This is a genomic window from Nocardioides sp. Soil777 (assembly GCF_001428425.1).
Taxonomy (GTDB): domain Bacteria; phylum Actinomycetota; class Actinomycetes; order Propionibacteriales; family Nocardioidaceae; genus Nocardioides; species Nocardioides terrigena.
The window spans coordinates 84,470-105,524 of sequence record NZ_LMSN01000004.1; the positions used below are offsets into that span (position 1 = coordinate 84,470).

Sequence of the window (21,055 nt, forward strand, 5' to 3'; positions counted from 1 at the left end):
GCCTCCTAGGGGAATCGACGGATCGAGGAGATGATCGGCGGATGGACTACACGCTGAGCACGACACTGGCCCTGCCGTACGACGACGCGGTCGCCGCGACGCGGGAGGCGCTGGCCGACCAGGGGTTCGGCATCCTCACGGAGATCGACCTGGCGGCCACCATGAAGGCCAAGCTCGACGTGGAGCTGCCGCCCCAGGTGATCCTGGGTGCGTGCCGGCCGCCCCTCGCCTACGAGGCGATCCAGGTCGACCCGTCGATCGCCGCCGTGCTGCCCTGCAACGTGGTGGTCCGGTCGCTCGACGAGGGCACCACGGTCGTGGAGGCCTTCGACCCGGCCGTCATGATGGGGATGTCCGACCAGCCCGCCCTCGGCCGGGTGGCCGCGGACGCCCGCCAACGCATCACCGCGGCCCTCGCCGCGCTCACCCAGGAGGACTGATGGAGCTCGACCCCACCGAGATGACCCCCGTCATCAACCGCATCAAGCGGGCCCAGGGCCAGCTCGCCGGCGTGCTGCGCCTGCTCGAGGAGGGGCGCGACTGCGAGGACGTCGTCACCCAGCTCGCCGCCGTCTCCAAGGCGCTCGACCGGGCCGGCTTCGCCATCGTGGCCAGCGGTCTCCAGCAGTGCCTGACGGCCGGCGACGGCATCGACGGCGTGGACGTCAAGAAGATGGAAAAGCTCTTCCTGTCCCTCGCATGAGGACGCCGACGGCGGTCCTCCTGGCCTGGCCCCTGCGCCGGTGGCTGGTCGCCCTGGCCGCGACCGTGGTCTTCGTCCTCGTCGTCGCCGTGCCGACCGACCTGGTCGACACCCCGGTCTTCGGCCGCGAGGTCCCGCCGACGTGGTGGGCGTGGCCGGCGCTGCTGGTGTCCTCGCTGCTCGGCGGGCTGCTCACCGCGACGTACGTGCGTGCCCCGTCCCAGCCCGACCGTGCCTCGAGTCGCCGTGGTGGGTGGGTCGGTGGCCTCCTCACCTACGTCGCTGTGGGCTGTCCCGTCTGCAACAAGCTCGTCCTCCTCGCCCTCGGCAGTGCCGGGGCGATCGCGTGGTTCGAGCCGTTCCAGCCCGTCCTGCAGGGCGTCGCCGTCGTGGTCCTCCTCTGGGCGCTGCGCAGCCGGCTGCTCGGCGAACTGTCCTGTCGGGCGCCTCGGTCGCTGCTGGGCGAGGGCTCTTCGGCGAGGGTTTGAAAATACCCCCGGGGGTATCTACCCTTGAGGAAACCCCCGGGGTCGGGTGCCACATCCGACATCCACCCCGGCCCACCGAAGGAGGACCCCTTGGCAACCATCGCTCTCGGCGCCGACAACTTCGAGGCCACCATCACCTCGCACGACATGGTCATCGTCGACTTCTGGGCATCGTGGTGCGGCCCGTGCCGCAACTTCGCGCCCGTGTTCGAGGCGGCCTCCGAGGCCCACCCGGACCTGGTGTTCGGCAAGGTCGACACCGAGGCCGAGCAGGCCCTGTCCGCCGCTGCCCAGATCAGCTCCATCCCGACGTTGATGGCCTTCAAGGACGGGAAGCTCGTCTTCTCCCAGCCGGGCGCGCTGCCCGCGACCGCCCTCGAGCAGCTCATCGAGGGCATCCGGGGCCTGGACATGGCCCAGCTGGCTGCTGACGGCGCTCCGCAGAGCGCCTGATGGAGCCCCGCCACCTCGCGCGTCCGTGAGGGCCACGCACGCGCCGCCCACCCTCGGCCTGCGCCAGAACGCCGCCCAGTTCACCCTGCTGGTGGTGGTCAACGCGCTGGTCGGGGGCATGCTCGGGCAGGAACGCACCGTCGTACCTCTGCTCGGCGTGGAGGAGTTCGGGCTCACCGGCTACACCGCCGGGCTCACCTTCATCCTCGTCTTCGGCCTCTCCAAGGCGGTCGCCAACTACCTGGCGGGCACCTGGGGGGACCGTTACGGCCGCAAGCCGGTCCTGGTGGCGGGCTGGCTCATCGCCGTGCCCGTCCCGCTGCTGCTCATCTGGGCCCCGAGCTGGGGCTGGGTGGTCGCGGCCAACGTGCTGCTCGGCGTCTCGCAGGGACTCACGTGGTCGACGACCGTCGTGATGAAGATCGACCTCGTCGGCCCGCAGCGGCGCGGCTTCGCGATGGGGCTCAACGAGGCGGCCGGCTACGGCGCGGTCGCGGTCACCGCGCTGGCCACCGGCTACCTCGCCGAGGCCTACGGCCTGCGGCCGGCGCCGTTCCTCCTCGGTGCGGCCTTCGCTGCCCTGGGCCTGGGGTTGTCGACGTTGGCGGTCCGCGAGACCAGGGAGCACGTCCGCCTCGAGGCGGCCACCCACGTCGCCCGCGGGGACGGCCGGCACGACCACCTGCACGACGAGCTGACCGACCGGCAGGTCTTCGTGCAGACGAGCTTCCGTGAGCCGGCGCTCTCTTCCGCGAGCCAGGCCGGGCTGGTCAACAACCTCAACGACGGGCTCGCCTGGGGCCTCTTCCCGGTGATGTTCGCCGCCGCCGGGCTCACCGTCGAGCGCATCGGCGTGCTCGCCGCCCTCTACCCGGCGGTCTGGGGTCTCGGCCAGCTGGTGACCGGCACGCTGTCGGACCGGGTCGGTCGCAAGTGGATGATCGCGGGCGGGATGTGGGTCCAGGCCCTCGCCCTGGGACTGATGGCGGCCGGCGGTTCCTTCGCCGCCTGGGCGGTCGCCGCCGCCCTCCTCGGGGCCGGCACCGCCATGGTCTACCCAACGCTCCTCGCTGCCATCGGCGACGTGGCACACCCGGCCTGGCGCGGCCGGGCGGTCGGCATCTACCGCCTGTGGCGCGACGGCGGCTTCGCCGTGGGCGCCCTGACCGCCGGCCTCGTCGCCGACGCCTGGGGGATCGACGCGGCCGTCTGGACTGTCGCCGTCCTCACCGCCCTGTCCGGTGGCCTGGTCGCGGTGCGCATGTACGAGACGCACGTGGCCTGAGCGGCGTACCCGCGCCTCGCCGGCCGCGCGCGTAGACACGCGGACACAACCCTGGGGCGACCGCCCGACCCCGTGCGCGTGCGGACCGCCGGGGCAGTTGTGTCCGCGTGTCCACGTCGGTGGTCGGTGCCACAGTGGACCCATGTCCGGGAGCCAGCACGTCACCACGGGGGAGCAGGTGCGCCCGCAGCCCCGCCGCTTCTACGACGGCGGGGTGCTGCCCGTCGGAGACCGGATCGGGCTGCCGCCCGACCCCGCGCACGACCCGCGGATCGTGCTCGAGCGCCACCTCGAGGACGGTCTGGAGGTCTTCAGCCTCGAGCGGCGCATCGCCTACGACGACCGCCACCTCGGCGAGATCCTGGTGCCGGCCACCACCGACTTCCGCACCGACCTGACCTCGACCCCGGCGCTCTTCACCTGGTTGGTGCCCAAGACCGGGGCGCACCTCCCGGCCGCGCTGGTCCACGACGCCCTCGTCGCGGGCGGCGGCGAGCCGTCCTACGACTCGACCGAGGGCCACACCATCGACCGGGTGGAGGCGGACCGGGTCTTCCGCGACGCCATGGCCGACACCGGCACCGGCATCGTCCGGCGGTGGATCGTGTGGACCGCGGTGACCGCCGCGACGATCTTCGCCCCCGGAGGACTGCCCCGGTCGCCGGCGTGGTCACCCGCGGTGCGGTGGGCGCACCGCATCGGCGCCGGGGCGTCGATCGCGGCGATCCTCCTCCTCGGCTACTGGTCCACCGCCGACCTGGTCGACCGGAGCTGGCCGCTCGCGCGGGAGGTGCCGTGGATGGGGGAGGGGGCGTGGTGGCTCGAGCTCCTCGGCGGGGTGTCCGGCGCGGTCGTCCTCCCGCTGGTGCTCGGCCTGCTCTGGGGCCGCTTCCGGATCGCCGGCGCGATCGCCGGGGTGATGCTGGCGGTGCTGCTGCACGTGACGCTGGGGCTGGCCGCGGTGCTGCTGGCCTACCAGCTCCTCGAGCGCCTGGCCTCGCGCGCGCCACGGCTCGCCATCGCCCTCGCGGTGGCGGTAGTCCTCGCGGCGCTCGTGGTCTTCGGGTGGTTCAGCCTCGGGTGAGGCCGACCTCGGCGAGCCAGCGGGCGGCGAAGGTGCCGCGCGGCAGGTCCTGGGTCACCAGCTCGACGCCGGTGTGGAACGCCACGACCAGCAGCCCCAGTGCGCCTGCACCCACCACGAGGCCTCGGACCCGCTGCGGCACCCAGTCGCGGGCGGTGCGGGAGGCCTCGTGCGCCCGGTGCCACCAGCCGCTGACGGACGCGGTGACCACGGCCGAGACGATGCTCGCGAAGACCGCGCCGAGCACGGTCCCGACCAGCCCGAGGCGGGAGCTGAGCACGGTCGCCGCGGCGGCCGCCACGGCGCCGGCGACCACCTGGGGGAGGGAGAGGTCGAGGGAGTGCTTCTGGGTGGGTTCGGTCATCACATCAGCCGGGTCGGGGACGGGTGGTCCCCCGTACGACGCCCTGCCGGCGCGTCGTGTTCCCGGACGTGAGCGGACTCACCCGGGGTCAGGGCGTCGCGGGGGCCCTCAGCGCAGCGAGTAGGTGGCGACAGAGACGCCGACGTAGTGCGTGACGAACGCGAGGATCGTGAAGGTGTGGAAGACCTCGTGGAAGCCGAACCACTGCGGCCACGGGTTGGGCCGCTTGGTGCCGTAGACGACCCCGCCGATCGTGTAGAGGGCTCCACCGACGGCGACCAGCACCATGACGGCGGTGCCGGTGCTCGCGCCGTACCGGTCCATGGCGCCGCTGACGAAGTCGCCGAAGAAGAAGACCGGAGCCCAGCCGAGGGCGATGTAGATCGGCGCGGAGAGGGCGCGGGGAGCGCCCTTCCAGAAGACCTTCATCAGGACGCCGGCCAGCGCACCGCCCCACACCACGCCGAGCATCGTCCACATGTCGCGGCCCTCGAGCAGCAGCAGCGCGAAGGGCGTGCAGGAGCCGGCGATGAGCACGAAGATGTTGGAGTGGTCGAAGCGCTTGAGCATCGAGTGCGTGCCCGGCGACCAGGTACCGCGGTGGTAGACCGCGGAGACGGTGAAGAGGACCAGTGCGGAGGCCGCGAAGACGGCCGAGCCGATCCGGGTGGTGGCGTCGGGGGAGAGCGCGATCAGGACGATGCCTGCAGCGAGCGCGAGGGGAGCGGTGGCGAGGTGGAGCCAGCCACGCAGGTGCGGCTTGGCCTCGGCGAGCGCCTCGTGGATCGCCTCCGTCGCGCCGTCGACGCGCTCGTGGAGCCCGTCGAGCCGGTGGCGGAGTAGGTCGTTCATGTCACGAAACTACCCGTAGGCACCTCGAGAGTCACGGTCACGGGACCGAGGTCACCCCCAGGGGGCCTCCTCAGGCGATCTCGTGGTCGTCCGGCGAGCCGTCCCGCTCGTCCTCCTCGCCACGGGTGAAGAAGGAGAACGAGCCGTCGGTCTCGAGCACGCAGAGCTCGATGTCGCTGAGCCGCCGGATGCCCTGCTGGCGGGCGGCCTCGTGGACGTCCTGGATCGTCATCCGCTCCCCGGCGAGGGTCTCGAGCAGCGGCTCCCCGTCGCGTACGACGATGCGCGCACGGCCGGCGAGCCACGGACGGAAGCCCGGATAGCGGAAGGCCAGCGAGTTGAGGACCATGCCCGCCACCGCGAAGGTGGCCACGGCGATGACCGCGGCGGTCACCGAGTAGTCCTCCTGGACGATGCCCTGGCTCACCAGGTCACCGACGGTGATCAGCAGGATCATGTCGAACGCGGACAGCTGCGCGACCTCGCGCTTGCCGCCGACGCGGACGATGAGCCACAGGAAGAGGAAGATCGCGAGCGACCTGATCAGGATGTCCATCAGGGCATCCTCCAGCTCGTGAAGGAGGTCGAGATGACCGGCTCGTCCTCGACGAGCACGCTGACCTGGCAGTCGTCGGTCTCACCGAACTGCCCCGGCGACACGCGGGCGTCGAGGCTGATCTCGATCGTGGTGCCGGTCGGCGGCGGGTCGAACTCGTAGATGATCCAGGGCGGCACGGTCGTCTCGGCCGCGGGGTTGGGATACCAGTTCTGGAAGTCGAGGTCGTTGAAGAACTCGTCGCAGAACCGCACCTGCACGGTGTCGCCGAAGCCCATGCTCGCGTCCACGGTCACGTGCAGGGGTGCGGGCTGCCCGGCCCGGGTGACCTGCGGATACTCCACCGTCAGGGTGTAGCCGCCGTTCTGCGCGGTGACGTCGCCCTGGCGCGGGCCGAGGAGGTCGAAGGCGGAGAGCAGGACGACGAGCACCAGCAGCGCGACTCCCGCGCGACGGAACCAGCGGCCCCGCCGACGGGGTGGGGTGTCGCGCAGGCCGGCGGTGGTCTCGTCGATCCCGACCAGGGACACGTCGGTGTCGGAAGCATCAGGCACGGCGACACCCTAGGGCCCGGTTACCATCGGTGACGTGGCGAAGTTGAAGGACGCGGTGCGTCGGGTGCTCTACCCGGCCTACGAGCACCGGGTCGTGAAGTTCCTCCCGGCCGACCGCATCCCCCAGCACGTCGGCCTCATGCTCGACGGCAACCGACGTTGGGCCAAGGCCGTCGGCCTCGACACGGCGGGCGGCTACCAGGCCGGCGCCGACAACATCTTCCCGCTGCTCGGCTGGTGCGAGGAGGTGGGCGTCAAGGTCGTGACGCTGTGGCTGCTCTCCAGCGACAACCTCACCAACCGCCCGCCTGAGCAGATGGCCGGCCTCCTCCAGATCATCGAGGGCGCGGTCGAGTCCCTTGCGGCCACCGGCCGCTGGCGCATCCACCCGGTGGGTGCCCTCGACCTGCTCCCGGCGAGCACCGCGCAGAAGCTCAAGGACGCCGAGGAGGCCACCCGCGACGTCGACGGGATCCTGGTCAACATCGCGGTCGGCTACGGCGGGCGGCGCGAGATCGCGGACGCCGTACGCTCGCTGCTCCACGAGCACGCCGCGCGCGGCACCTCGCTGGAGGAGCTGGCCGACGTCATCGACGTCGAGCACATCTCCGACCACCTCTACACCAAGGGCCAGCCCGACCCCGACCTCGTGATCCGCACGTCGGGGGAGCAGCGCCTCGGCGGCTTCCTGCTGTGGCAGTCGGCGCACTCGGAGTTCTACTTCTGCGAGGCGCTGTGGCCCGACTTCCGCCGCGTCGACTTCCTGCGGGCCATCCGCGCGTACGCCGAGCGCGAGCGCCGCTACGGTTCCTGAGGTGCGAGGAGCGGAGCTCCGAGCCTCGAAGGGCGGTTCCTGAGGTGCGAGGAGCGGAGCTCCGAGCCTCGAAGGGCGGTTCCTGAGGTGCGAGGAGCGGAGCTCCGAGCCTCGAAGGGCGGGCGCTGAGCGCGGTAACACAGCGTTCATCCCGCGTTCGGGCGTGTCGCCCGAATTCGGCCCTGGCCGGGCGTACTTTCGGCCTCATCGGCAGGTGGGGAAGCCTGCTGAATCGGGAGGCAGCTGTGGGAGTCACGCACCACTTCGAGGAGCCGTCCGGTCCATGAGTTGAACTGGACCGGGTGTGGTGCGTCGCGCCGGTCCGATAGGGGTAGGCACTCCGTGAGCTCGAACAAGCAGGTCAGCCAGAACCGCACGTACGTCCTCGACACCAGCGTCCTGCTGGCCGATCCCGGCGCCCTGCGTCGCTTCGCGGAGCACGAGGTGGTCCTCCCGGTGGTCGTCATCACCGAGCTCGAGGGCAAACGCCACCACCCGGAGCTCGGGTTCTTCGCGCGCACCGCGCTGCGGAGCCTCGACGAGCTGCGCATCCAGCACGGCCGGCTCGACGAGCCCGTGCCGGTCGGGGACGAGGGCGGCACCGTGCGCGTCGAGCTCAACCACACCGACCCGGCGTCGCTGCCGTCGGGCTTCCGGCTCGGCGACAACGACACCCGGATCCTCGCGGTGGCCCGCAACCTCGCCAACGAGGGGCACCAGGTCACGCTGGTCTCCAAGGACCTGCCGCTGCGCATCAAGGCCTCGGCGGTCGGGCTCGACGCCGAGGAGTACCGCGCGGAGGCGATCAGCGACTCCGACACCGGCTACACCGGCATGGCCGAGCTCGAGGTGACGTCCACCGAGCTCGACGAGCTGTACGACGACGGTGTCCTCGACCTCGCCGAGGCGCGCGACCTGCCGTGCCACAACGGGCTGGTCCTCCTCTCCGACCGGGGCACCGCCCTGGGTCGCGTCGGTCCCGACAAGCAGGTGCACCTGGTCCGCGGCGACCGCGAGGCGTTCGGCATCCACGGTCGCTCGGCCGAGCAGCGGATCGCCCTGGAGATGCTGCTCGACCCGGAGGTCGGGATCGTCTCTCTCGGTGGCCGGGCCGGCACCGGCAAGTCCGCCCTCGCGCTGTGTGCCGGGCTGGAGGCCACCCTCGAGCGCGGCCAGCACAAGAAGGTCGTCGTCTTCCGGCCGCTCTTCGCCGTCGGCGGCCAGGAGCTCGGCTACCTGCCGGGGTCGGAGTCGGAGAAGATGTCGCCCTGGGGCCAGGCGGTGTTCGACACCCTCGGCGCCCTCACCACGCCCGACGTCATCGACGAGGTGATGGACCGCGGGATGCTCGAGGTGCTGCCGCTCACGCACATCCGCGGCCGCTCCCTCCACGACGCCTTCGTCATCGTCGACGAGGCACAGTCGCTGGAGCGCAACGTGCTCCTGACGGTGCTGTCGCGGATCGGGGCCAACTCCAAGGTGGTGCTGACCCACGACGTCGCGCAGCGCGACAACCTGCGCGTCGGACGCCATGACGGCATCGTGGCGGTGATCGACAAGCTCAAGGGCCACCCGCTCTTCGCGCACGTGACCCTGACCCGGTCCGAGCGGTCGCCCATCGCCGCCCTGGTGACCGAGATGCTGGAGAACGTCGTCCTCTGACCCCGTCGAGGTCGGTACGCCGACCCGGCTTGCGCCCACGTCCCGGGCGCGAGCCGGGTCGTCGTGCTCCGTGTCATCCCTCACCTGCCGCCGCTGAGGCGTGGCCGGCGGGGCTCGTGTGACCCCCGTGACTCGTGTGGCGGGGGATGTGGTGGAAAATGCCACGAGTTTCGTCGTTCGGTTTGCATGGGCCTCCGCACTCCTGCATGGTGGCCCGTGATCGTTTCGTGATCTCCACACCCTGTCGCAGCCCGTTCCCCCCTGATTCCTGACGGGCGCGACATCGTCCTGACCTCTACCCCGTGAGCTCCCCTGTGCCCTTGACACCCGCGTCGAAGCCCGAGAAGTACGTCCCCCGACACCGCGCCCCCGGCAAGCACAAGGCGACCCGCTCGCTGCCCGCCAGGATGGTGCGCACCTCCGTGGTGCTCACCGGCGTCGCGGCCGCCGTGACCGGCGTCAGCGTGTCCGGCGGCGTCCTCGGCTCCCCGACCGGCACGGCCGCGGGTGATCTGGCCTCGGCTGCCGTCGGCGGCGTCACGGTGGCCTCCGCGGACGCCGACCCGAGCGCCCTCGAGCGTCGCGAGTCCGTCGTACCCGTGTCCCGCTCGGACCGCCGCGGTGCGACCGACGCGACCAAGCGCGCGGCGCTGTCGGTGGCCGAGGGCCCGGCCGTCACCCGCACCGAGGACCTCTCGAGCGCCGACCCGCGCGACATCGCCCGCGCGCTGCTGCCGGAGTTCGGCTTCGACTCCTCGCAGTTCAGCTGCCTCGACTCCCTCTACATGAGCGAGTCCGGCTGGAGCACCACCGCCGACAACCCGACCTCGTCGGCCTACGGCATCCCGCAGGCGCTCACCCAGCTGCACGACCTGCCGTCGGACTACATGACGTCGGCCGAGTCGCAGATCCGCTGGGGCCTCGGCTACATCCAGGACACCTACGGCACGCCGTGCAACGCCTGGTCCTTCAAGGCCGGCAACAACTGGTACTGACGCCCCGCGGCCGTGTGCCCGGGGTAGGGGATAACATCGTCACATGGCGATGACAGCGACGGACGTCGCACCCCTCCACGCCGCGGCGTGCCTTTTCCACGGGTTCTCCGACCCGTCCCGCCTCGTGATCCTGCGGCACCTCGCGCTCGGTGAGCACCGGGTCACCGACCTGGTCGCGCACCTCGGGCTGGCGCAGTCGACGGTCTCCAAGCACCTCGCCTGCCTGAAGGACTGTGGCCTCGTCGAGTCCCACGCCGTGGGGCGGGCGTCTGTCTTCTCGCTGGCGCACCCCGACGCGCTCGACGCGCTCCTCGCCGCCGCGGAGCAGCTGCTCGAGCTGACCGGCCACGCGGTCACCTTGTGCGCCACCCACGGCACCGACGCGCTGGCTGCGGAGGGTGTGTCGTGACGGCCCACCAGGACGCGACGGTGCTGTCGGCCGACGACCGGAGGCGCTACGGCCGCCGGGCCCAGCTGCTGGCCGGAGCCTCGGTGGCCTACAACGTGGTCGAGGCCGTCATCGCCATCGCCGCCGGGATCGTGGCTGGATCGGTGGCCCTCGTCGGCTTCGGGCTCGACTCGATCGTCGAGGTGTCCTCCGGCCTCATCATCCTGTGGCAGTTCCGCCACCCGCTGCCCGAGTCGCGAGAGCGCACTGCCCTGCGGTTGATGGCCATCTCCTTCTTCGGGCTCGCGGCGTACGTCGCCGTGGAGTCCGCGCGTGCGCTCCTCACCGGGCACGAGCCGGACCCGTCCCGGGTCGGCATAGGCCTGGCCATGGCCTCGCTGCTGGTGATGCCCTTCCTGTCGTGGGCCCAGCGCCGCACCGGGCGAGCGCTCGGCTCGAATGCCGTGGTGGCCGACTCGACCCAGACCCTGCTGTGCACCTATCTGTCGGCAGTGCTGCTGGTCGGGCTGCTCCTCAACGCGACGCTCGGGTGGTCGTGGGCCGACCCGGTGGCCGGCCTGGTCATCGCGGTCGTGGCGGTGCGCGAGGGGATCGAGGCATGGCGCGGTGAGGGGTGCTGCGGGGCCATCGGTGCCCACGGCAGCGAGGGCGACGCGGCCTGCGGGGCTGGTTGCGGGGGAGAGTGCTGTGCGCCGACGGACGCCGGCACCGGGTTGCTAACCATCACCCCGCGTCCCACGGACGCGGGTCGCGACCGCTGAGGTCAGCGTGCCTCGAAGACCGTGACCGACCCGGCGTACTCACGACCACCCTCGAACCCCGGCAGCACCAGGCCGTCGCCGGTCGAGTCGAGGTAGGCCTGGGCGCTGGCGTGGTCGGGGAAGACCGCGCGCGTCTCGAGGTCGTGGCGGCGTACGTCGGCGAAGCGGCGCCGCAGGACGGACTCGCCCGTCTCGCTGCTGAACTGGCTGCGCGCCACCCGGCCGCCGGCGTCCTTGTGCAGGTCGACGAGGTGGTCCTGGCCGTTGGTGACGGAGACGAACGTGCCGCCCGGACGGAGCACCCGGCGGACCTCGTTGAGCGCCCGCTCGAGGTCGCGCACGTGGTAGAGCATCCAGCCCGCGTAGACCACGTCGAAGGACGCGTCCTCGAACGGCAGGTAGCAGATGTCGGCCTGCCGGGCGTCGACGCCACGGGCGGCGGTGAGGTCGACGAACCGCGGCGAGAAGTCGGTCGCCACCAGGGTGACCCCGGGGAGGCCGTGGATCCGCTCGGCCATCACGCCCGTGCCGCACCCCACCTCGAGGACGCGGGCGTCGCCGACCAGGGCGCGGTCGATGGCGCGCAGCGCCTCGGTCTCGGGGTCCAGGCCGTCGGCGGTGGGCCGCCACACGGACCGGCGGGTCTCGAGGTGGTCCTCGGTGGAGTACTGGGTGCGGACGTGGTCCGGGTCGTCGAGCTGGTTCACGGGCGGGTCATCCGATCCACGTCGAGGGCGTCGTCGAGCTGCTGCTCGGTGAGGTCGCCGCGGTCGACGAACCCCATCGAGAGCACAGTCTCGCGGATGGTGGTGCCGTCCTTCATCGCCTGCTTGGCGATCTTCGCCGCCTGCTCGTAGCCCACGTGCTTGTTGAGGGGCGTGACGACGGACGGTGACGACTCGGCGTAGGCCCGCATCCGGTCGACGTCGGCGGTGATCCCGTCGACGCAGCGCTGGGCCAGGACGGTCGAGGAGGTCGAGAGGAGGCGGATGGACTCCAGGAGGTTGCGGGCCATGACCGGCATCATCACGTTGAGCTCGAAGCTGCCGGCGGCGCCGGCCCACGCGACGGTCGCGTCGTTGCCGACCACCTGCGCGCAGACCATCAGCGTGGCCTCGGGCAGGACCGGGTTGACCTTGCCGGGCATGATGCTCGACCCGGGCTGCAGGTCGGGGAGGTGGATCTCGGCGAGGCCGGTCGTGGGACCCGACGACATCCACCGCAGGTCGTTGCAGATCTTGGTGAGGCCGACGGCGTAGGTGCGCAGCGCACCACTGAGCTCGACGAGCGAGTCGCGGGTGCCCTGCGCCTCGAAGTGGTTGCGGGCCTCCGTGAAGTCCTGCCCGGTGTCGGCCGAGAGCCTCTCGATGACCGCGGCGGCGAAGCCGGGCGGGGTGTTGATGCCCGTGCCCACCGCGGTGCCGCCGAGGGGGAGCTCGCGGACGCGGGGGAGGACCGCCTCCAGGCGCTCGGCGGCGTAGCGCACGGTCGCGGCGTACCCGCCCATCTCCTGGCCGAGCATCACCGGGGTGGCGTCCATCAGGTGCGTGCGGCCGGACTTGACCACGTCGGCGAACTCGGTGGCCTTGGCCTCGAGCGAGGTGGCGAGCACGTCGAGTGCGGGGAGGAGGTCCTCGACCACGGCCAGCGTCGCGGCGACGTGGATCGACGTGGGGAAGGTGTCGTTGCTGCTCTGCGAGGCGTTGACGTGGTCGTTGGGGTGGACCTCGACGCCGGCCCGGCCCGCGAGCGAGGCGAGCACCTCGTTGGTGTTCATGTTGGAGCTGGTGCCCGACCCGGTCTGGAAGACGTCGAGCGGGAAGTGGTCGTCGTGCTCGCCGGTCGCCACCGTGGTGGCGGCGTCGACGATCGCGGCCGCCTGCTCGGCGGTGATGACCCCGAGGTCACCGTTGACCCGCGCGGCCGCCCCCTTGACCAGGGCGAGGGCCTGCACGTGGCGGCGCTCGAGGGTCGTCCCGCTGATCGGGAAGTTGTCGATCGCGCGCTGGGTCTGGGCTCGCCACAGGGCGTCGGCCGGGACCTCGACCTCGCCCATGGAGTCGTGCTCGGTGCGTGTCTGGCTCATGGCCCCGACGCTACTCCCGGGCCGGGGTGGGCCGTTCCACCCCGGGGGGCCACCCCGGGGCACCGCCCAGCGAGGCGTCTCACCCCCCGTGGACGACCTCGCCGTCGATGCGCAGCGACACCAGCGCCCCGCCACTCGCGGGCCAGGACGCGTCCCACTGCCCCGAGACGTGGAAGACGGTCCACCCCGGGACGAGGTCGCGGTTCTCGATGGTGCCGTACCAGGTGCCCGGCCGGCTCTGCCACGAGACCTCGGTGGCGTCCTCGGCCAGGCCCACGATGCTGTACGACGCGCCGTCCGGCCCCTGACGCCGCCCGCCGCCCACGAGCTGGAGGGGCTCCCCTCCCGGGCGCAGGGGGAGCGCCAGGCGCTGGAGGTCTCCGTCGACGACGAAGCCGGTCGCGACGACGACCTCGGAAGCGGGGGACGGGCGCACGGCGTAGAAGACCTCGTCGGTGCCGTTGGCGAGGGCGGCGACGGCCCAGGGCTCGCCCACCACCTCCCCGGTCTCGGGGACGGCGTCGCGGGGGCAGCCGAGCACGCCGCAGCCCCGTGAGATGACCTCCGGGGGCGCGTCGGTGAGCTGGTCGACCGGCCCTGTCCCGTCCTCGGTCACCGAGGGCGTGGTGGTCGCGGGAGCCGGGGTCGGGGTCGGCGTGACGCCGGCACCGCCGTGGGTGGCGACGAGCGCCGCCGGCACCCCCAGCGCTCCGACGACGGCCAGGGCGGCGACGCCGTGGATGGCCCGGCGGCGGCGTTCCAGCCGACGACCGGCGCTCCGGATCGCACCGAGGTCGGGGGAGCGGGTGGAGGTCGGCTCGAGGGCCACGAGCAGGGCGAGGTCGTCGTCGGTGCGGTTCATCGGTGCTCCTGGGTGGTCGTCGTGGCGTGGGCCGAGCGCAGCCGGGCGAGGGCGCGGGACGCCGTGCTCTTCACCGTGCCGACCGAGACGCCCAGCTCGCGGGCGACCTCCTGCTCGGAGGTGTCGAGGTAGTAGCGCAGCACCACGATGGAGCGCTCGCGGGGTGACAACGGCGCCAGCAGGGCGGTCAGCTCGCTGCGCTGGTCGGCCCGGTCGATGGGTCCGGCGGTCCGGTCGTCGGCGTCGTACGCCGCGTGGTCGACCGGGATCGGCGTACGCCGCCGGGTGCTGTCGATGTAGCCGTTGACCAGCGCCCGGTGGACGTAGGAGTAGGCCGACTCGGTGCGGATCCGCCCCCAGCCCGCGTAGCAGCGGGCGAGCGCCGACTGCACCAGGTCCTCGGCCTCGTGGGAGTCGTGGCTGAGCAGGTAGGCCGCCCGTCGCAGCCGTGGCCACGCGGCGGCCACGAACTCCTCGAACTCGCGGTCCCGGTCTCCTCGACCCATGCGGTCCCCCTCGTGCCCTTGCCCGTCGTCGTCACCCGTCCCTACGCGGGCGAGGCCTCCGGGGTTGAGCGACGGGCGACGTAGAGGAAGTACTCCTCGGGGCGGTCCTGCAGCAGGACGTCGTACGCCCGCTCCTCGGCGGCGCCGAAGACGTCCTCCAGCGCGGCGAGGAGCTCGGGGGAGCGGGCCGCCGACCACACGACGAGCACGCCCCGGTGGTGGAGGACGTCGCGGCAGCGGGCCAGGAAGTCGCGGCCGTAGACGTCGGCGTTGCCGTCGTGGACGAGGTAGCCCGGGCCGTTGTCGACGTCGAGCAGCAGCAGGTCGTGGGTGTCGCGGGCCTCGGCGATCGCCATCAGGATGTCGGCGTTGACGATCCTGACCCGCTGGTCGGCGAGCAGGGCCGGCCCGTGCGGGACCGTGCCGTCGCGCATCCAGCCGACGAGCGACTCCTCGATCTCGACGACCGTGGCGCGCTCGACGCGGACGTCGGCCAGGATGCGCTGGAGGGTGAAGCCCAGGCCGAGCCCGCCGATCACCACGTCGCGCGGGTCGTCGACGAGGTCGAGCGCGACGCCCGCCATCTCGATCTCGGTGCTCGTCTCGAGGGTGTCCATCACGAAGACGCCGTTGACGCGCAGCTCGACGACGTCGGCCGCGCCGGGGTTGGTGCGCCGCCGCAGCACCAGCTCGCCGCGGGGGGACTCGGCGCGGGCGATCTCGGTGGAGGTGGTGGTGTCTCCGGACATGCGCACCATCCTGCCTGCCCCGGGACGCCGATCCGGTCGCGGGACCTCGTCGTGTCCGTTCGCCGATCTCGCCCGCGGGAAAGTAGAGTGAGTCAATCGTCTAAGGAGGTATGTCGTGGTGCTGGGTTCTCCGGGGTCGGGTCGCCCCCAGGTCGTGGTCATCGGCGGCGGTGCGGCGGGCACGCTGGTGGCGCTCCACCTCGCGCGCACCGCGCACCAGCGCGGGACGGGGGTCGACGTGGTGGTCGTGGACCCGGCGGACCGCCCCGGTCGGGGCACCGCGTTCGGCACGACCGACGACGAGCACCTCCTCAACGTGCCGGCCGCGGGCATGACCGCGCTGCCGCAGGACCCGGGCCACTTCGTGGCCTGGCGGGCCCGCCAGGAGCACGCCACCGGGTCCGAGCCGGGGACCTTCGCGCCGCGTCGTCAGTACGCCCGCTACCGCGACGAGACGCTCACCGACGCCTTCGACCTGGCGGCCGCCACCGCCTCGCTGCGCCACGTCCGCGCCGGGGCCGTCGGCGTACGACGCCACGCGGACGGTGCCACCGTGCTGCTCGACGACGGGCACGACGTGGTCGCCGGTGCGGTGGTCGTCGCCACCGGCGTCCCCGCCGCCGGTCACGCCTGGGCGCCGCCCGGCCTCACCGGATCGCCGTTCTTCGTGCCGGACCCGTGGGCGCCGGGCGCGCTGGACGTCGTACGCCGCGACCGCGTCGGCGCCGGTGACGTGCTGGTCGTCGGTGCCGGCCTCACCATGGTCGACGTCGTCCTCTCCCTGACCCGGCCCGGCGGCCGCGAGGGGCGGCGCGTGCTCGCCGTGTCCCGCAGCGGCGAGATGCCCGCGCGGCACGCCGACGAGCTGCAGCTGGCCGCGATCCCCGACGTCGACGACTGGGGCTCCACGCTGGCCGAGCTGCGGGCCAGCGTCGCCGAGCACGTGGAGCGGGTGCGGGCCACCGGCGGCGACTGGCGCCCGGCGATGGACGGGCTGCGCTTCCGGGTCAGCGAGCTGTGGCAGCGGTTGTCCGAGGACGACCGCGCCGAGTTCCTCGCCACCGACGCCGGCGACTGGAACCGGGTCCGCCACCGGATGCCGCCCACCTCGGCGGCGGTGCTGCGCGAGCTGGCGACGGCCGACCGGCTGCGCCACCTCACCGGCACGGTCGCCGACGCCGCGCCGCTCACCGGCGGCGGGCTGCGGGTCACCCTCGCCGACGGCTCGACCCACGACGTCGGGTGGGTGGTCAACTGCACCGGCCCCGCCCTCGACGTACGACGCCTCGGCAACCCCGTGCTCGACGACCTCCTCACCGTGCGCGGCGGCGTCTCCTTGGCGCAGCCGGCCACCGCCGGGATGGGTTTCCGGACCCGTGACGGACGCCTGCTGGACTCGACGGGGCGGGCGGACGCACCCGTGTGGACGTTGGGCGCGCTGCGGCGGGGGGAGCTGTGGGAGTCGACCGCGGTCCCCGAGATCCGCAGCCAGGCGCTCGGCCTGGCGGTCGACGTGCTCGACGCCGTCGCCCCGATGCCGCGCCGCCTCGAGGACGGCCGGCTGGTCAGCGGCCACCACCCCGTCGCCCGGCCCCGCGACCCCCTCGGCCTGCCGCTGTCGGCGACGGCGGAGGCGGCGGCGCGCTACAACGCCGGCCTGGAGCGGGTGATGCGCCTCCAGTCCGGCGGTGAGGAGCTGCTGCGCGAGGCGGCGGCGCTGGACCCCGACTTCGCGCTGGCCCACGCCGCGCTGGCGATGCTCGGCCACGAGGCCGGGGCGGCGACCGACGTGGCCGGCTCGCTGCAGGCCGCCCGTCGCGCGGTCCTCACGCGGGGCGACGAGCGCGAGCGCAGCCTGGTGGACGTCATCGGTCGTCGGGTCGACGACGCCCGCCACGAGGGCGCCACGGCGCTGATGAACCACATCGCCCACCACCCGCGCGACGTCCTGGCCGTCTCGGCGGCGGTGCCGACGATCGCGTTCTCCGGGGTCACCGACATCCAGCAGGAGGCCTGGGACTTGGTCGACGGGCTCGCCCCGGCGTACGGCGACCACTGGTGGTACATCTCGCTGCTCGCCTTCACCCGGCAGGACCAGGGCCGCTTCGACGAGGCCGGGCTGCTCGCGGAGAGCGCGCTGTTCTGCGAGCCCTCCTCGGGCCACGCTGTGCACGCGCAGACCCACGTGATGTACGAGACCGGCAAGCACGAGGGCGGACGGGTGTGGCTCGACCACTGGGTGGCCGAGAGCGGTCGCTCCGCCTCGCACCGGGCGCACTTCTCCTGGCACGCGGCGCTGCACGACCTGGCCATCGGCGACACCGAGGCGGTGCGCCAGCGCTGCTACAGCCAGCTCGCCCCGCCGGCCGTGACCGGCGTCCGCTCGCTCATCGACTCGGCCTCGCTGCTGTGGCGCTGGCGGATCACCACCGCCGACTGGGACGCCGCCGCGGGCTCGCAGGCATTCCCCCACGAGGTCGCCCCGCCGCCGGTCGAGTGCGTGCTCGAGGCGGCGGGCGCGGACCTCATCGACCGCCCGGAGACGCCGTTCGTGGCGATGCACTCGGCGCTCGCGCTGGCCGCAGCCGGTGACCTCGCCCGCCTGGCCCGGCTCCGCGACCACTGCCGGTCGGCGTCCGACCCGGCGATCCGGGCGACCGGCACGGCGCTCTGCGACGCGCTCCTCGCCGCCGGCCAGCAGCAGTGGACGCGGGCCGCGGAGATCCTCGGCGACCTGCTGCCCACGCTCGTGCGCGTCGGCGGCTCGGCCGCCCAGCGCGAGGTCGTCGAGGAGACCCTCCTCTTCGCCCTCGTCAGCTCGGGACAGCCGGAGCCCGCCCTGGCGGTCCTCGACGCCCGCCTCGACCGCCGGCCATCACCGCTCGACGCCCGTCGTCGGGGGTCCCTCGTCGTCGCCCCGGTCTGACGGAGGTCACTCGGACGGGTCGGCGGTCCCCTCCGGCTGCGTCGCGAGGATGGCGGCCAGGAGGGGGGCGTGCTCCCGGGCGTCCCGGGCCGCCCTGCGCAGCAACGCCGCCGCGCGTCCGGCCTGTCCGGCCGCCACGCTCGCCTGCGCGGCACGCCACCGGGCGTACGCCGCGTCGTGGGGGCGGCCGAGGCCGTCCCACTCCGCCGCGGCGGCCAGCCAGGGGCGCACGTCGTGCCCGCCGGCGAGCCGGTCCGTCTCGGCCGCCCACGAGGCGGCGACCGCCCTGGGTGACGGCTCGGCCAGCGGGTCGCGGTCGGGGGTCGACCGGATGGCGCGGAGGCGGTCGGCGTGGCGGCGTCGCGCCGTCGAGCCGGGCGGGGTCGTCTCGACCAGGTCCGCGGCCGCGCGCGCACCGAGCATGAGCAGCTCGCCGAGCGAGGAGATCGCGTCGAAGCGGGCGGCCATCTCCAGCATCTCGACCAGACGGTCCCAGGCGGCCTGCGGCCGGCCGAGCCACAGCTCTGAGCGGGCGGCGTACTGCGTCACGTCGGCGCGGTTCCACAGCGACGGCAGCTCGACGGCGTCGAGGGCCTCGAAGCGGCGCAGCGCGTCGTCGCGGCGCCCGCGCATCATGTCCAGGGTGGCCCGCTCGGTGTGCAGGGCCCACCGGTGGGGGTCGAGGTCGGCCTCGGTCAGCGGGTCGATGATGGCCGACGCCCGGCGCGTGTGCCCGGACCGGCGGAGCGCGTCGGCGACGTTGGCGCGCAGCGAGCTCGACTCACGGGTGTCGATGCCCCACCGGTCGGCGGCCTCGAGCCCCGCCGCGCCGGCGGCCTCGATCGCCTCGGCGGTGCCCCCGGTGATCAGGAGCAGGTCGGTGTGGCGCACGCCGAACTGGACCTCGCGGACCGGGTCGTCGCGCAGCGTCGGGAGCGCCGCCGCCTCGACGGCGTGCTGGACCGCGTCCGCGGAGTCGCCGGTCACCGCCTCGTACCACGCGACGTGCATCAGCGAGCTGCGCAGCTCGTCGGGGTCGTCGAGCTCGCGGCTGATCTCGACCACCCGGCGGGCGTCGCGCAGGCCCTCGGCCAGGCGACCCAGCCCGCTGAGGGTCCGGGCCCGCAGGCGCAGGGTGTCGAGGTGGCTCATCGACGTAGGGACGTGGTGCAGGTAGGCCGTGGCCTTGTTGATGAGGACCAGGGCCGACTCCTCGTCGACCTCACCGAGGTAGTCCGCGGCCCGGCGGTAGAGCCCGGCCAGCTGCTCGTCGCCCATCCCGGCGGCGAGGGAGAGGGCCTCCTGCGCGAGGGCGGACGCCCGCTCGGGCTCCGACGACTGCTCGAAGGCGTCCATCGCGGCGAAGTAGGCGCCGACGAGGTCCACCGGAGGCTCGCCGACGTGGTGCGCCCCCGGGGGCCAGATCCGGATGGCCCGCAGCCAGTGCGTGGCCGCCTGGGGGGCCGCGAAGCGGAGCTCGGCCTCGCGCGCGGCACGGACGCGGCAGACGACCTCGCGGTCGGGTCGCCCGGCGGCCTGCCAGTGTGCGGCCACCGCGGAGGCCGGGACCGACGCGGGCGCGGCCTCGAGGGCCTCGGCGAGCCGCTGGTGGTAGGGCGCGGACTCGCCGGGGACGAGGCGCCGCTCGATGGCCTCCGCCAGCAACGGGTGCTGCAGCTCGATCCGTCCTTCGGCAGCCTCGGCGAGCAGGTGCTGGTCGCGCAGCTCGTGCAGGCAGTCGAGCAGCCGGTCGTGGTCCAGCCCGCTCGCGGCGCGGAGGACGTCGAGGCGCAGCGGGTGGCCCGCGACCGCCAGCGCCACGACGACCGGCCAGGACCCGGGGCGGAGCCCGTCGAGACGCTGGTCCAGCAGGTCGCGGAGCAGGGCCGGCAGGTGGTCGCCGGTGTCGTGGAAGGCCAGCAGCTGCTCGGTGAAGAGGGGCTGACCGCGGCTGCGCGCGTGCAGCCTGTCGATCTCACCGGGAGGCATCGAGATGCCCAGCAGCTCGACCTGGACCGCCGTCTCGGGGAGGCTCAGCGGCTCCAGCTCCAGCGTGGTCACCCCGGCGACGCGCCGGATCCGGGTGAACCACTCCGTCGCCTCCGCGCGGGTCGTCTGCTCGTCGAGCCGGAAGGTGCCGAGCAGCGGGGGCCCGGCACCGGCGTTGGCGAGGTGCTCCAGCACGGCCAGCGTGGCGGTGTCGGCCCAGTGCAGGTCCTCGAGGAGGACGGCCATCCTCCGGACCCGGCACAGGGCCTCGAGCACGGTCCGGATCGCCGACATCAGTCGTTGCCGGGACCAGCCGTCCTCGGGGGCCGGCGGCGACCCGTCCTTGTCCATCTCGGGCAGCAGCCGCTTGAGGGACTCCTCGACGTACCCGGGCGAGGCGGCCAGCGCCTGCGTCAGCCACGTCCCGTCGCCGGCCTGGTGGGCGGCCCGCAGCACCGTGGCCGTCGGCAGGAGGGGTACGTCGACCGACAGGTGCAGGCAGTGCCCCGTGAGCACCTCGACACCGTCGGCGCTGTCGGCCGCCACCGTGGCGAGGCGGGTCTTCCCGATCCCTGCCTCGCCGACGAGCAGCATCAGGCCGTCGCCCGCCTCGAGGTGTCGTCGTACGACCCGGAGCTCCTCGCGCCGACCGGCCATGGTCGGCCGCGCGCGGGTCTGGGGCCCCTCCTCGTCCCGCCCGGCGGCGAGCCAGAGGTCGTGGAACCGGGACGTGTCACCACCCAGTGCCTCGACGACCAGCTCGAGCACGCCCCATGCCGGCAGCCGGGCGGAGGAGAACACGTGCGAGACGGTGGTGTGGCTGCACCCGGCCTCCCGGGCCAGCGTCCGCAGGCTGGGCCAGCCGGCCCGGAGGTGGAGGTCGTGCAGGGCGTCCACGAGCTCCCGCTGGGGCCCCGGCGGGAGGTCAGGTCGTGGCAGTCCTCCCACCTCGACTCC

At 73.3% G+C, this 21,055-nt stretch carries 22 protein-coding genes; 12 read left to right on the forward strand and 10 right to left on the reverse strand.

All coding sequences use genetic code 11. The features are described 5' to 3' along the window. Positions 1 to 41: 41 nt before the first annotated feature. The 6 genes from ASG88_RS05405 (at position 42) to ASG88_RS05430 (ending at position 4,013) form a co-directional block, all read left to right on the forward strand. Positions 42 to 440, forward strand: coding sequence for a DUF302 domain-containing protein (locus ASG88_RS05405; protein WP_056886411.1), 399 nt, complete (start codon positions 42 to 44; stop codon positions 438 to 440). Continuing rightward, entirely contained in the window at positions 440 to 703 is a 264-nt protein-coding gene (locus ASG88_RS05410; RefSeq protein WP_056886412.1) for a metal-sensitive transcriptional regulator, read from the forward strand. The genes ASG88_RS05405 and ASG88_RS05410 overlap by 1 nt, the downstream gene beginning before the upstream one ends. Then, positions 700 to 1,191, forward strand: coding sequence for a hypothetical protein (locus ASG88_RS05415; protein WP_056886413.1), 492 nt, complete (start codon positions 700 to 702; stop codon positions 1,189 to 1,191). Before ASG88_RS05410 ends, ASG88_RS05415 begins: the two co-directional genes overlap by 4 nt. A gap of 90 nt (positions 1,192 to 1,281) precedes the next feature. After that, positions 1,282 to 1,644: a thioredoxin gene (gene trxA / locus ASG88_RS05420; protein WP_056886414.1), complete on the forward strand. Its 363-nt coding sequence runs from the start codon at positions 1,282 to 1,284 to the stop codon at positions 1,642 to 1,644. Between the two features lie 25 nt (positions 1,645 to 1,669). Further along, positions 1,670 to 2,929, forward strand: a complete 1,260-nt coding sequence (locus ASG88_RS05425) for an MFS transporter (RefSeq protein ID WP_056886415.1) — start codon at positions 1,670 to 1,672, stop codon at positions 2,927 to 2,929. A 142-nt stretch (positions 2,930 to 3,071) separates the two neighbouring features. Next, positions 3,072 to 4,013, forward strand: coding sequence for a DUF1353 domain-containing protein (locus tag ASG88_RS05430; RefSeq protein ID WP_056886416.1), 942 nt, complete (start codon positions 3,072 to 3,074; stop codon positions 4,011 to 4,013). On the opposite strand, the gene ASG88_RS05435 is transcribed toward ASG88_RS05430, so the two are convergent. From ASG88_RS05435 to ASG88_RS05450, 4 genes are all read right to left on the reverse strand, one after another. Then, on the reverse strand, positions 4,000 to 4,377 hold the full coding sequence (locus tag ASG88_RS05435) for a hypothetical protein (protein WP_056886417.1): 378 nt from the start codon (positions 4,375 to 4,377) through the stop codon (positions 4,000 to 4,002). The two genes, ASG88_RS05430 and ASG88_RS05435, sit on opposite strands and share 14 nt — an antisense overlap. A 108-nt stretch (positions 4,378 to 4,485) precedes the next feature. Beyond that, positions 4,486 to 5,229, reverse strand: a complete 744-nt coding sequence (gene trhA, locus ASG88_RS05440) for a PAQR family membrane homeostasis protein TrhA (RefSeq protein WP_056886418.1) — start codon at positions 5,227 to 5,229, stop codon at positions 4,486 to 4,488. Positions 5,230 to 5,299: 70 nt separating this feature from the next. Then, positions 5,300 to 5,785, reverse strand: a complete 486-nt coding sequence (locus tag ASG88_RS05445; RefSeq protein WP_056886419.1) for a DUF421 domain-containing protein — start codon at positions 5,783 to 5,785, stop codon at positions 5,300 to 5,302. Next, a complete protein-coding gene (locus ASG88_RS05450; RefSeq protein WP_157559576.1) occupies positions 5,785 to 6,339 on the reverse strand; it encodes a hypothetical protein in 555 nt (184 codons plus the stop codon). The genes ASG88_RS05445 and ASG88_RS05450 overlap by 1 nt, the downstream gene beginning before the upstream one ends. A gap of 34 nt (positions 6,340 to 6,373) precedes the next feature. On the opposite strand from ASG88_RS05450, the gene ASG88_RS05455 reads away from it, so the two are divergent. The 5 genes from ASG88_RS05455 to ASG88_RS05475 all read left to right on the forward strand — a co-directional run bounded on the left by ASG88_RS05455 (position 6,374) and on the right by ASG88_RS05475 (position 10,980). Then, a complete protein-coding gene (locus tag ASG88_RS05455; RefSeq protein WP_056886421.1) occupies positions 6,374 to 7,153 on the forward strand; it encodes an isoprenyl transferase in 780 nt (259 codons plus the stop codon). A gap of 342 nt (positions 7,154 to 7,495) precedes the next feature. Continuing rightward, on the forward strand, positions 7,496 to 8,815 hold the full coding sequence (locus ASG88_RS05460; RefSeq protein ID WP_056886422.1) for a PhoH family protein: 1,320 nt from the start codon (positions 7,496 to 7,498) through the stop codon (positions 8,813 to 8,815). A 320-nt stretch (positions 8,816 to 9,135) separates the two neighbouring features. Further along, positions 9,136 to 9,810, forward strand: a complete 675-nt coding sequence (locus tag ASG88_RS05465) for a hypothetical protein (protein WP_082599976.1) — start codon at positions 9,136 to 9,138, stop codon at positions 9,808 to 9,810. A gap of 43 nt (positions 9,811 to 9,853) precedes the next feature. Further along, entirely contained in the window at positions 9,854 to 10,219 is a 366-nt protein-coding gene (locus ASG88_RS05470) for an ArsR/SmtB family transcription factor (RefSeq protein ID WP_414858628.1), read from the forward strand. Beyond that, a complete protein-coding gene (locus ASG88_RS05475) occupies positions 10,216 to 10,980 on the forward strand; it encodes a cation diffusion facilitator family transporter (RefSeq protein WP_082599959.1) in 765 nt (254 codons plus the stop codon). Before ASG88_RS05470 ends, ASG88_RS05475 begins: the two co-directional genes overlap by 4 nt. Positions 10,981 to 10,982: 2 nt before the next feature. Here ASG88_RS05475 and ASG88_RS05480 read toward each other — a convergent pair whose 3' ends face one another. The 5 genes from ASG88_RS05480 to ASG88_RS05500 form a co-directional block, all read right to left on the reverse strand. Beyond that, positions 10,983 to 11,687, reverse strand: a complete 705-nt coding sequence (locus ASG88_RS05480) for a class I SAM-dependent methyltransferase (RefSeq protein ID WP_056886424.1) — start codon at positions 11,685 to 11,687, stop codon at positions 10,983 to 10,985. Continuing rightward, on the reverse strand, positions 11,684 to 13,066 hold the full coding sequence (locus ASG88_RS05485) for a class II fumarate hydratase (protein WP_056886425.1): 1,383 nt from the start codon (positions 13,064 to 13,066) through the stop codon (positions 11,684 to 11,686). Before ASG88_RS05485 ends, ASG88_RS05480 begins: the two co-directional genes overlap by 4 nt. A 79-nt stretch (positions 13,067 to 13,145) precedes the next feature. Next, positions 13,146 to 13,928 carry a hypothetical protein gene (locus ASG88_RS05490; protein WP_056886426.1) on the reverse strand — a complete coding sequence of 261 codons (783 nt, stop codon included), beginning with the start codon at positions 13,926 to 13,928 and terminating at the stop codon, positions 13,146 to 13,148. After that, the gene (locus tag ASG88_RS05495; RefSeq protein ID WP_056886427.1) at positions 13,925 to 14,434 is read right to left on the reverse strand and encodes a SigE family RNA polymerase sigma factor; all 510 of its coding nucleotides are present in this window, start codon (positions 14,432 to 14,434) and stop codon (positions 13,925 to 13,927) included. The genes ASG88_RS05490 and ASG88_RS05495 overlap by 4 nt, the downstream gene beginning before the upstream one ends. Positions 14,435 to 14,475: 41 nt before the next feature. Beyond that, on the reverse strand, positions 14,476 to 15,183 hold the full coding sequence (locus tag ASG88_RS05500) for a spermidine synthase (protein ID WP_056886442.1): 708 nt from the start codon (positions 15,181 to 15,183) through the stop codon (positions 14,476 to 14,478). Positions 15,184 to 15,298: 115 nt separating this feature from the next. Between ASG88_RS05500 and ASG88_RS05505 the strand changes: the two genes are divergently transcribed. Beyond that, positions 15,299 to 18,109 carry an FAD-dependent oxidoreductase gene (locus ASG88_RS05505; RefSeq protein ID WP_200956359.1) on the forward strand — a complete coding sequence of 937 codons (2,811 nt, stop codon included), beginning with the start codon at positions 15,299 to 15,301 and terminating at the stop codon, positions 18,107 to 18,109. Between the two features lie 6 nt (positions 18,110 to 18,115). Here ASG88_RS05505 and ASG88_RS05510 read toward each other — a convergent pair whose 3' ends face one another. Further along, positions 18,116 to 20,995: an ATP-binding protein gene (locus ASG88_RS05510; RefSeq protein WP_056886428.1), complete on the reverse strand. Its 2,880-nt coding sequence runs from the start codon at positions 20,993 to 20,995 to the stop codon at positions 18,116 to 18,118. Between the last annotated feature and the right edge of the window lie 60 nt (positions 20,996 to 21,055).

Coding starts and splice junctions, on each gene's coding strand:
- ASG88_RS05405 (WP_056886411.1), top strand. CDS start 42: ATGGACTACACGCTGAGCACGACACTGGCCCTGCCGTACGACGACGCG.
- ASG88_RS05410 (WP_056886412.1), top strand. CDS start 440: ATGGAGCTCGACCCCACCGAGATGACCCCCGTCATCAACCGCATCAAG.
- ASG88_RS05415 (WP_056886413.1), top strand. CDS start 700: ATGAGGACGCCGACGGCGGTCCTCCTGGCCTGGCCCCTGCGCCGGTGG.
- ASG88_RS05430 (WP_056886416.1), top strand. CDS start 3,072: ATGTCCGGGAGCCAGCACGTCACCACGGGGGAGCAGGTGCGCCCGCAG.
- ASG88_RS05435 (WP_056886417.1), bottom strand. CDS start 4,377: ATGACCGAACCCACCCAGAAGCACTCCCTCGACCTCTCCCTCCCCCAG.
- trhA (WP_056886418.1), bottom strand. CDS start 5,229: ATGAACGACCTACTCCGCCACCGGCTCGACGGGCTCCACGAGCGCGTC.
- ASG88_RS05445 (WP_056886419.1), bottom strand. CDS start 5,785: ATGGACATCCTGATCAGGTCGCTCGCGATCTTCCTCTTCCTGTGGCTC.
- ASG88_RS05470 (WP_414858628.1), top strand. CDS start 9,854: ATGGCGATGACAGCGACGGACGTCGCACCCCTCCACGCCGCGGCGTGC.
- ASG88_RS05485 (WP_056886425.1), bottom strand. CDS start 13,066: ATGAGCCAGACACGCACCGAGCACGACTCCATGGGCGAGGTCGAGGTC.
- ASG88_RS05490 (WP_056886426.1), bottom strand. CDS start 13,928: ATGAACCGCACCGACGACGACCTCGCCCTGCTCGTGGCCCTCGAGCCG.
- ASG88_RS05495 (WP_056886427.1), bottom strand. CDS start 14,434: ATGGGTCGAGGAGACCGGGACCGCGAGTTCGAGGAGTTCGTGGCCGCC.
- ASG88_RS05500 (WP_056886442.1), bottom strand. CDS start 15,183: ATGTCCGGAGACACCACCACCTCCACCGAGATCGCCCGCGCCGAGTCC.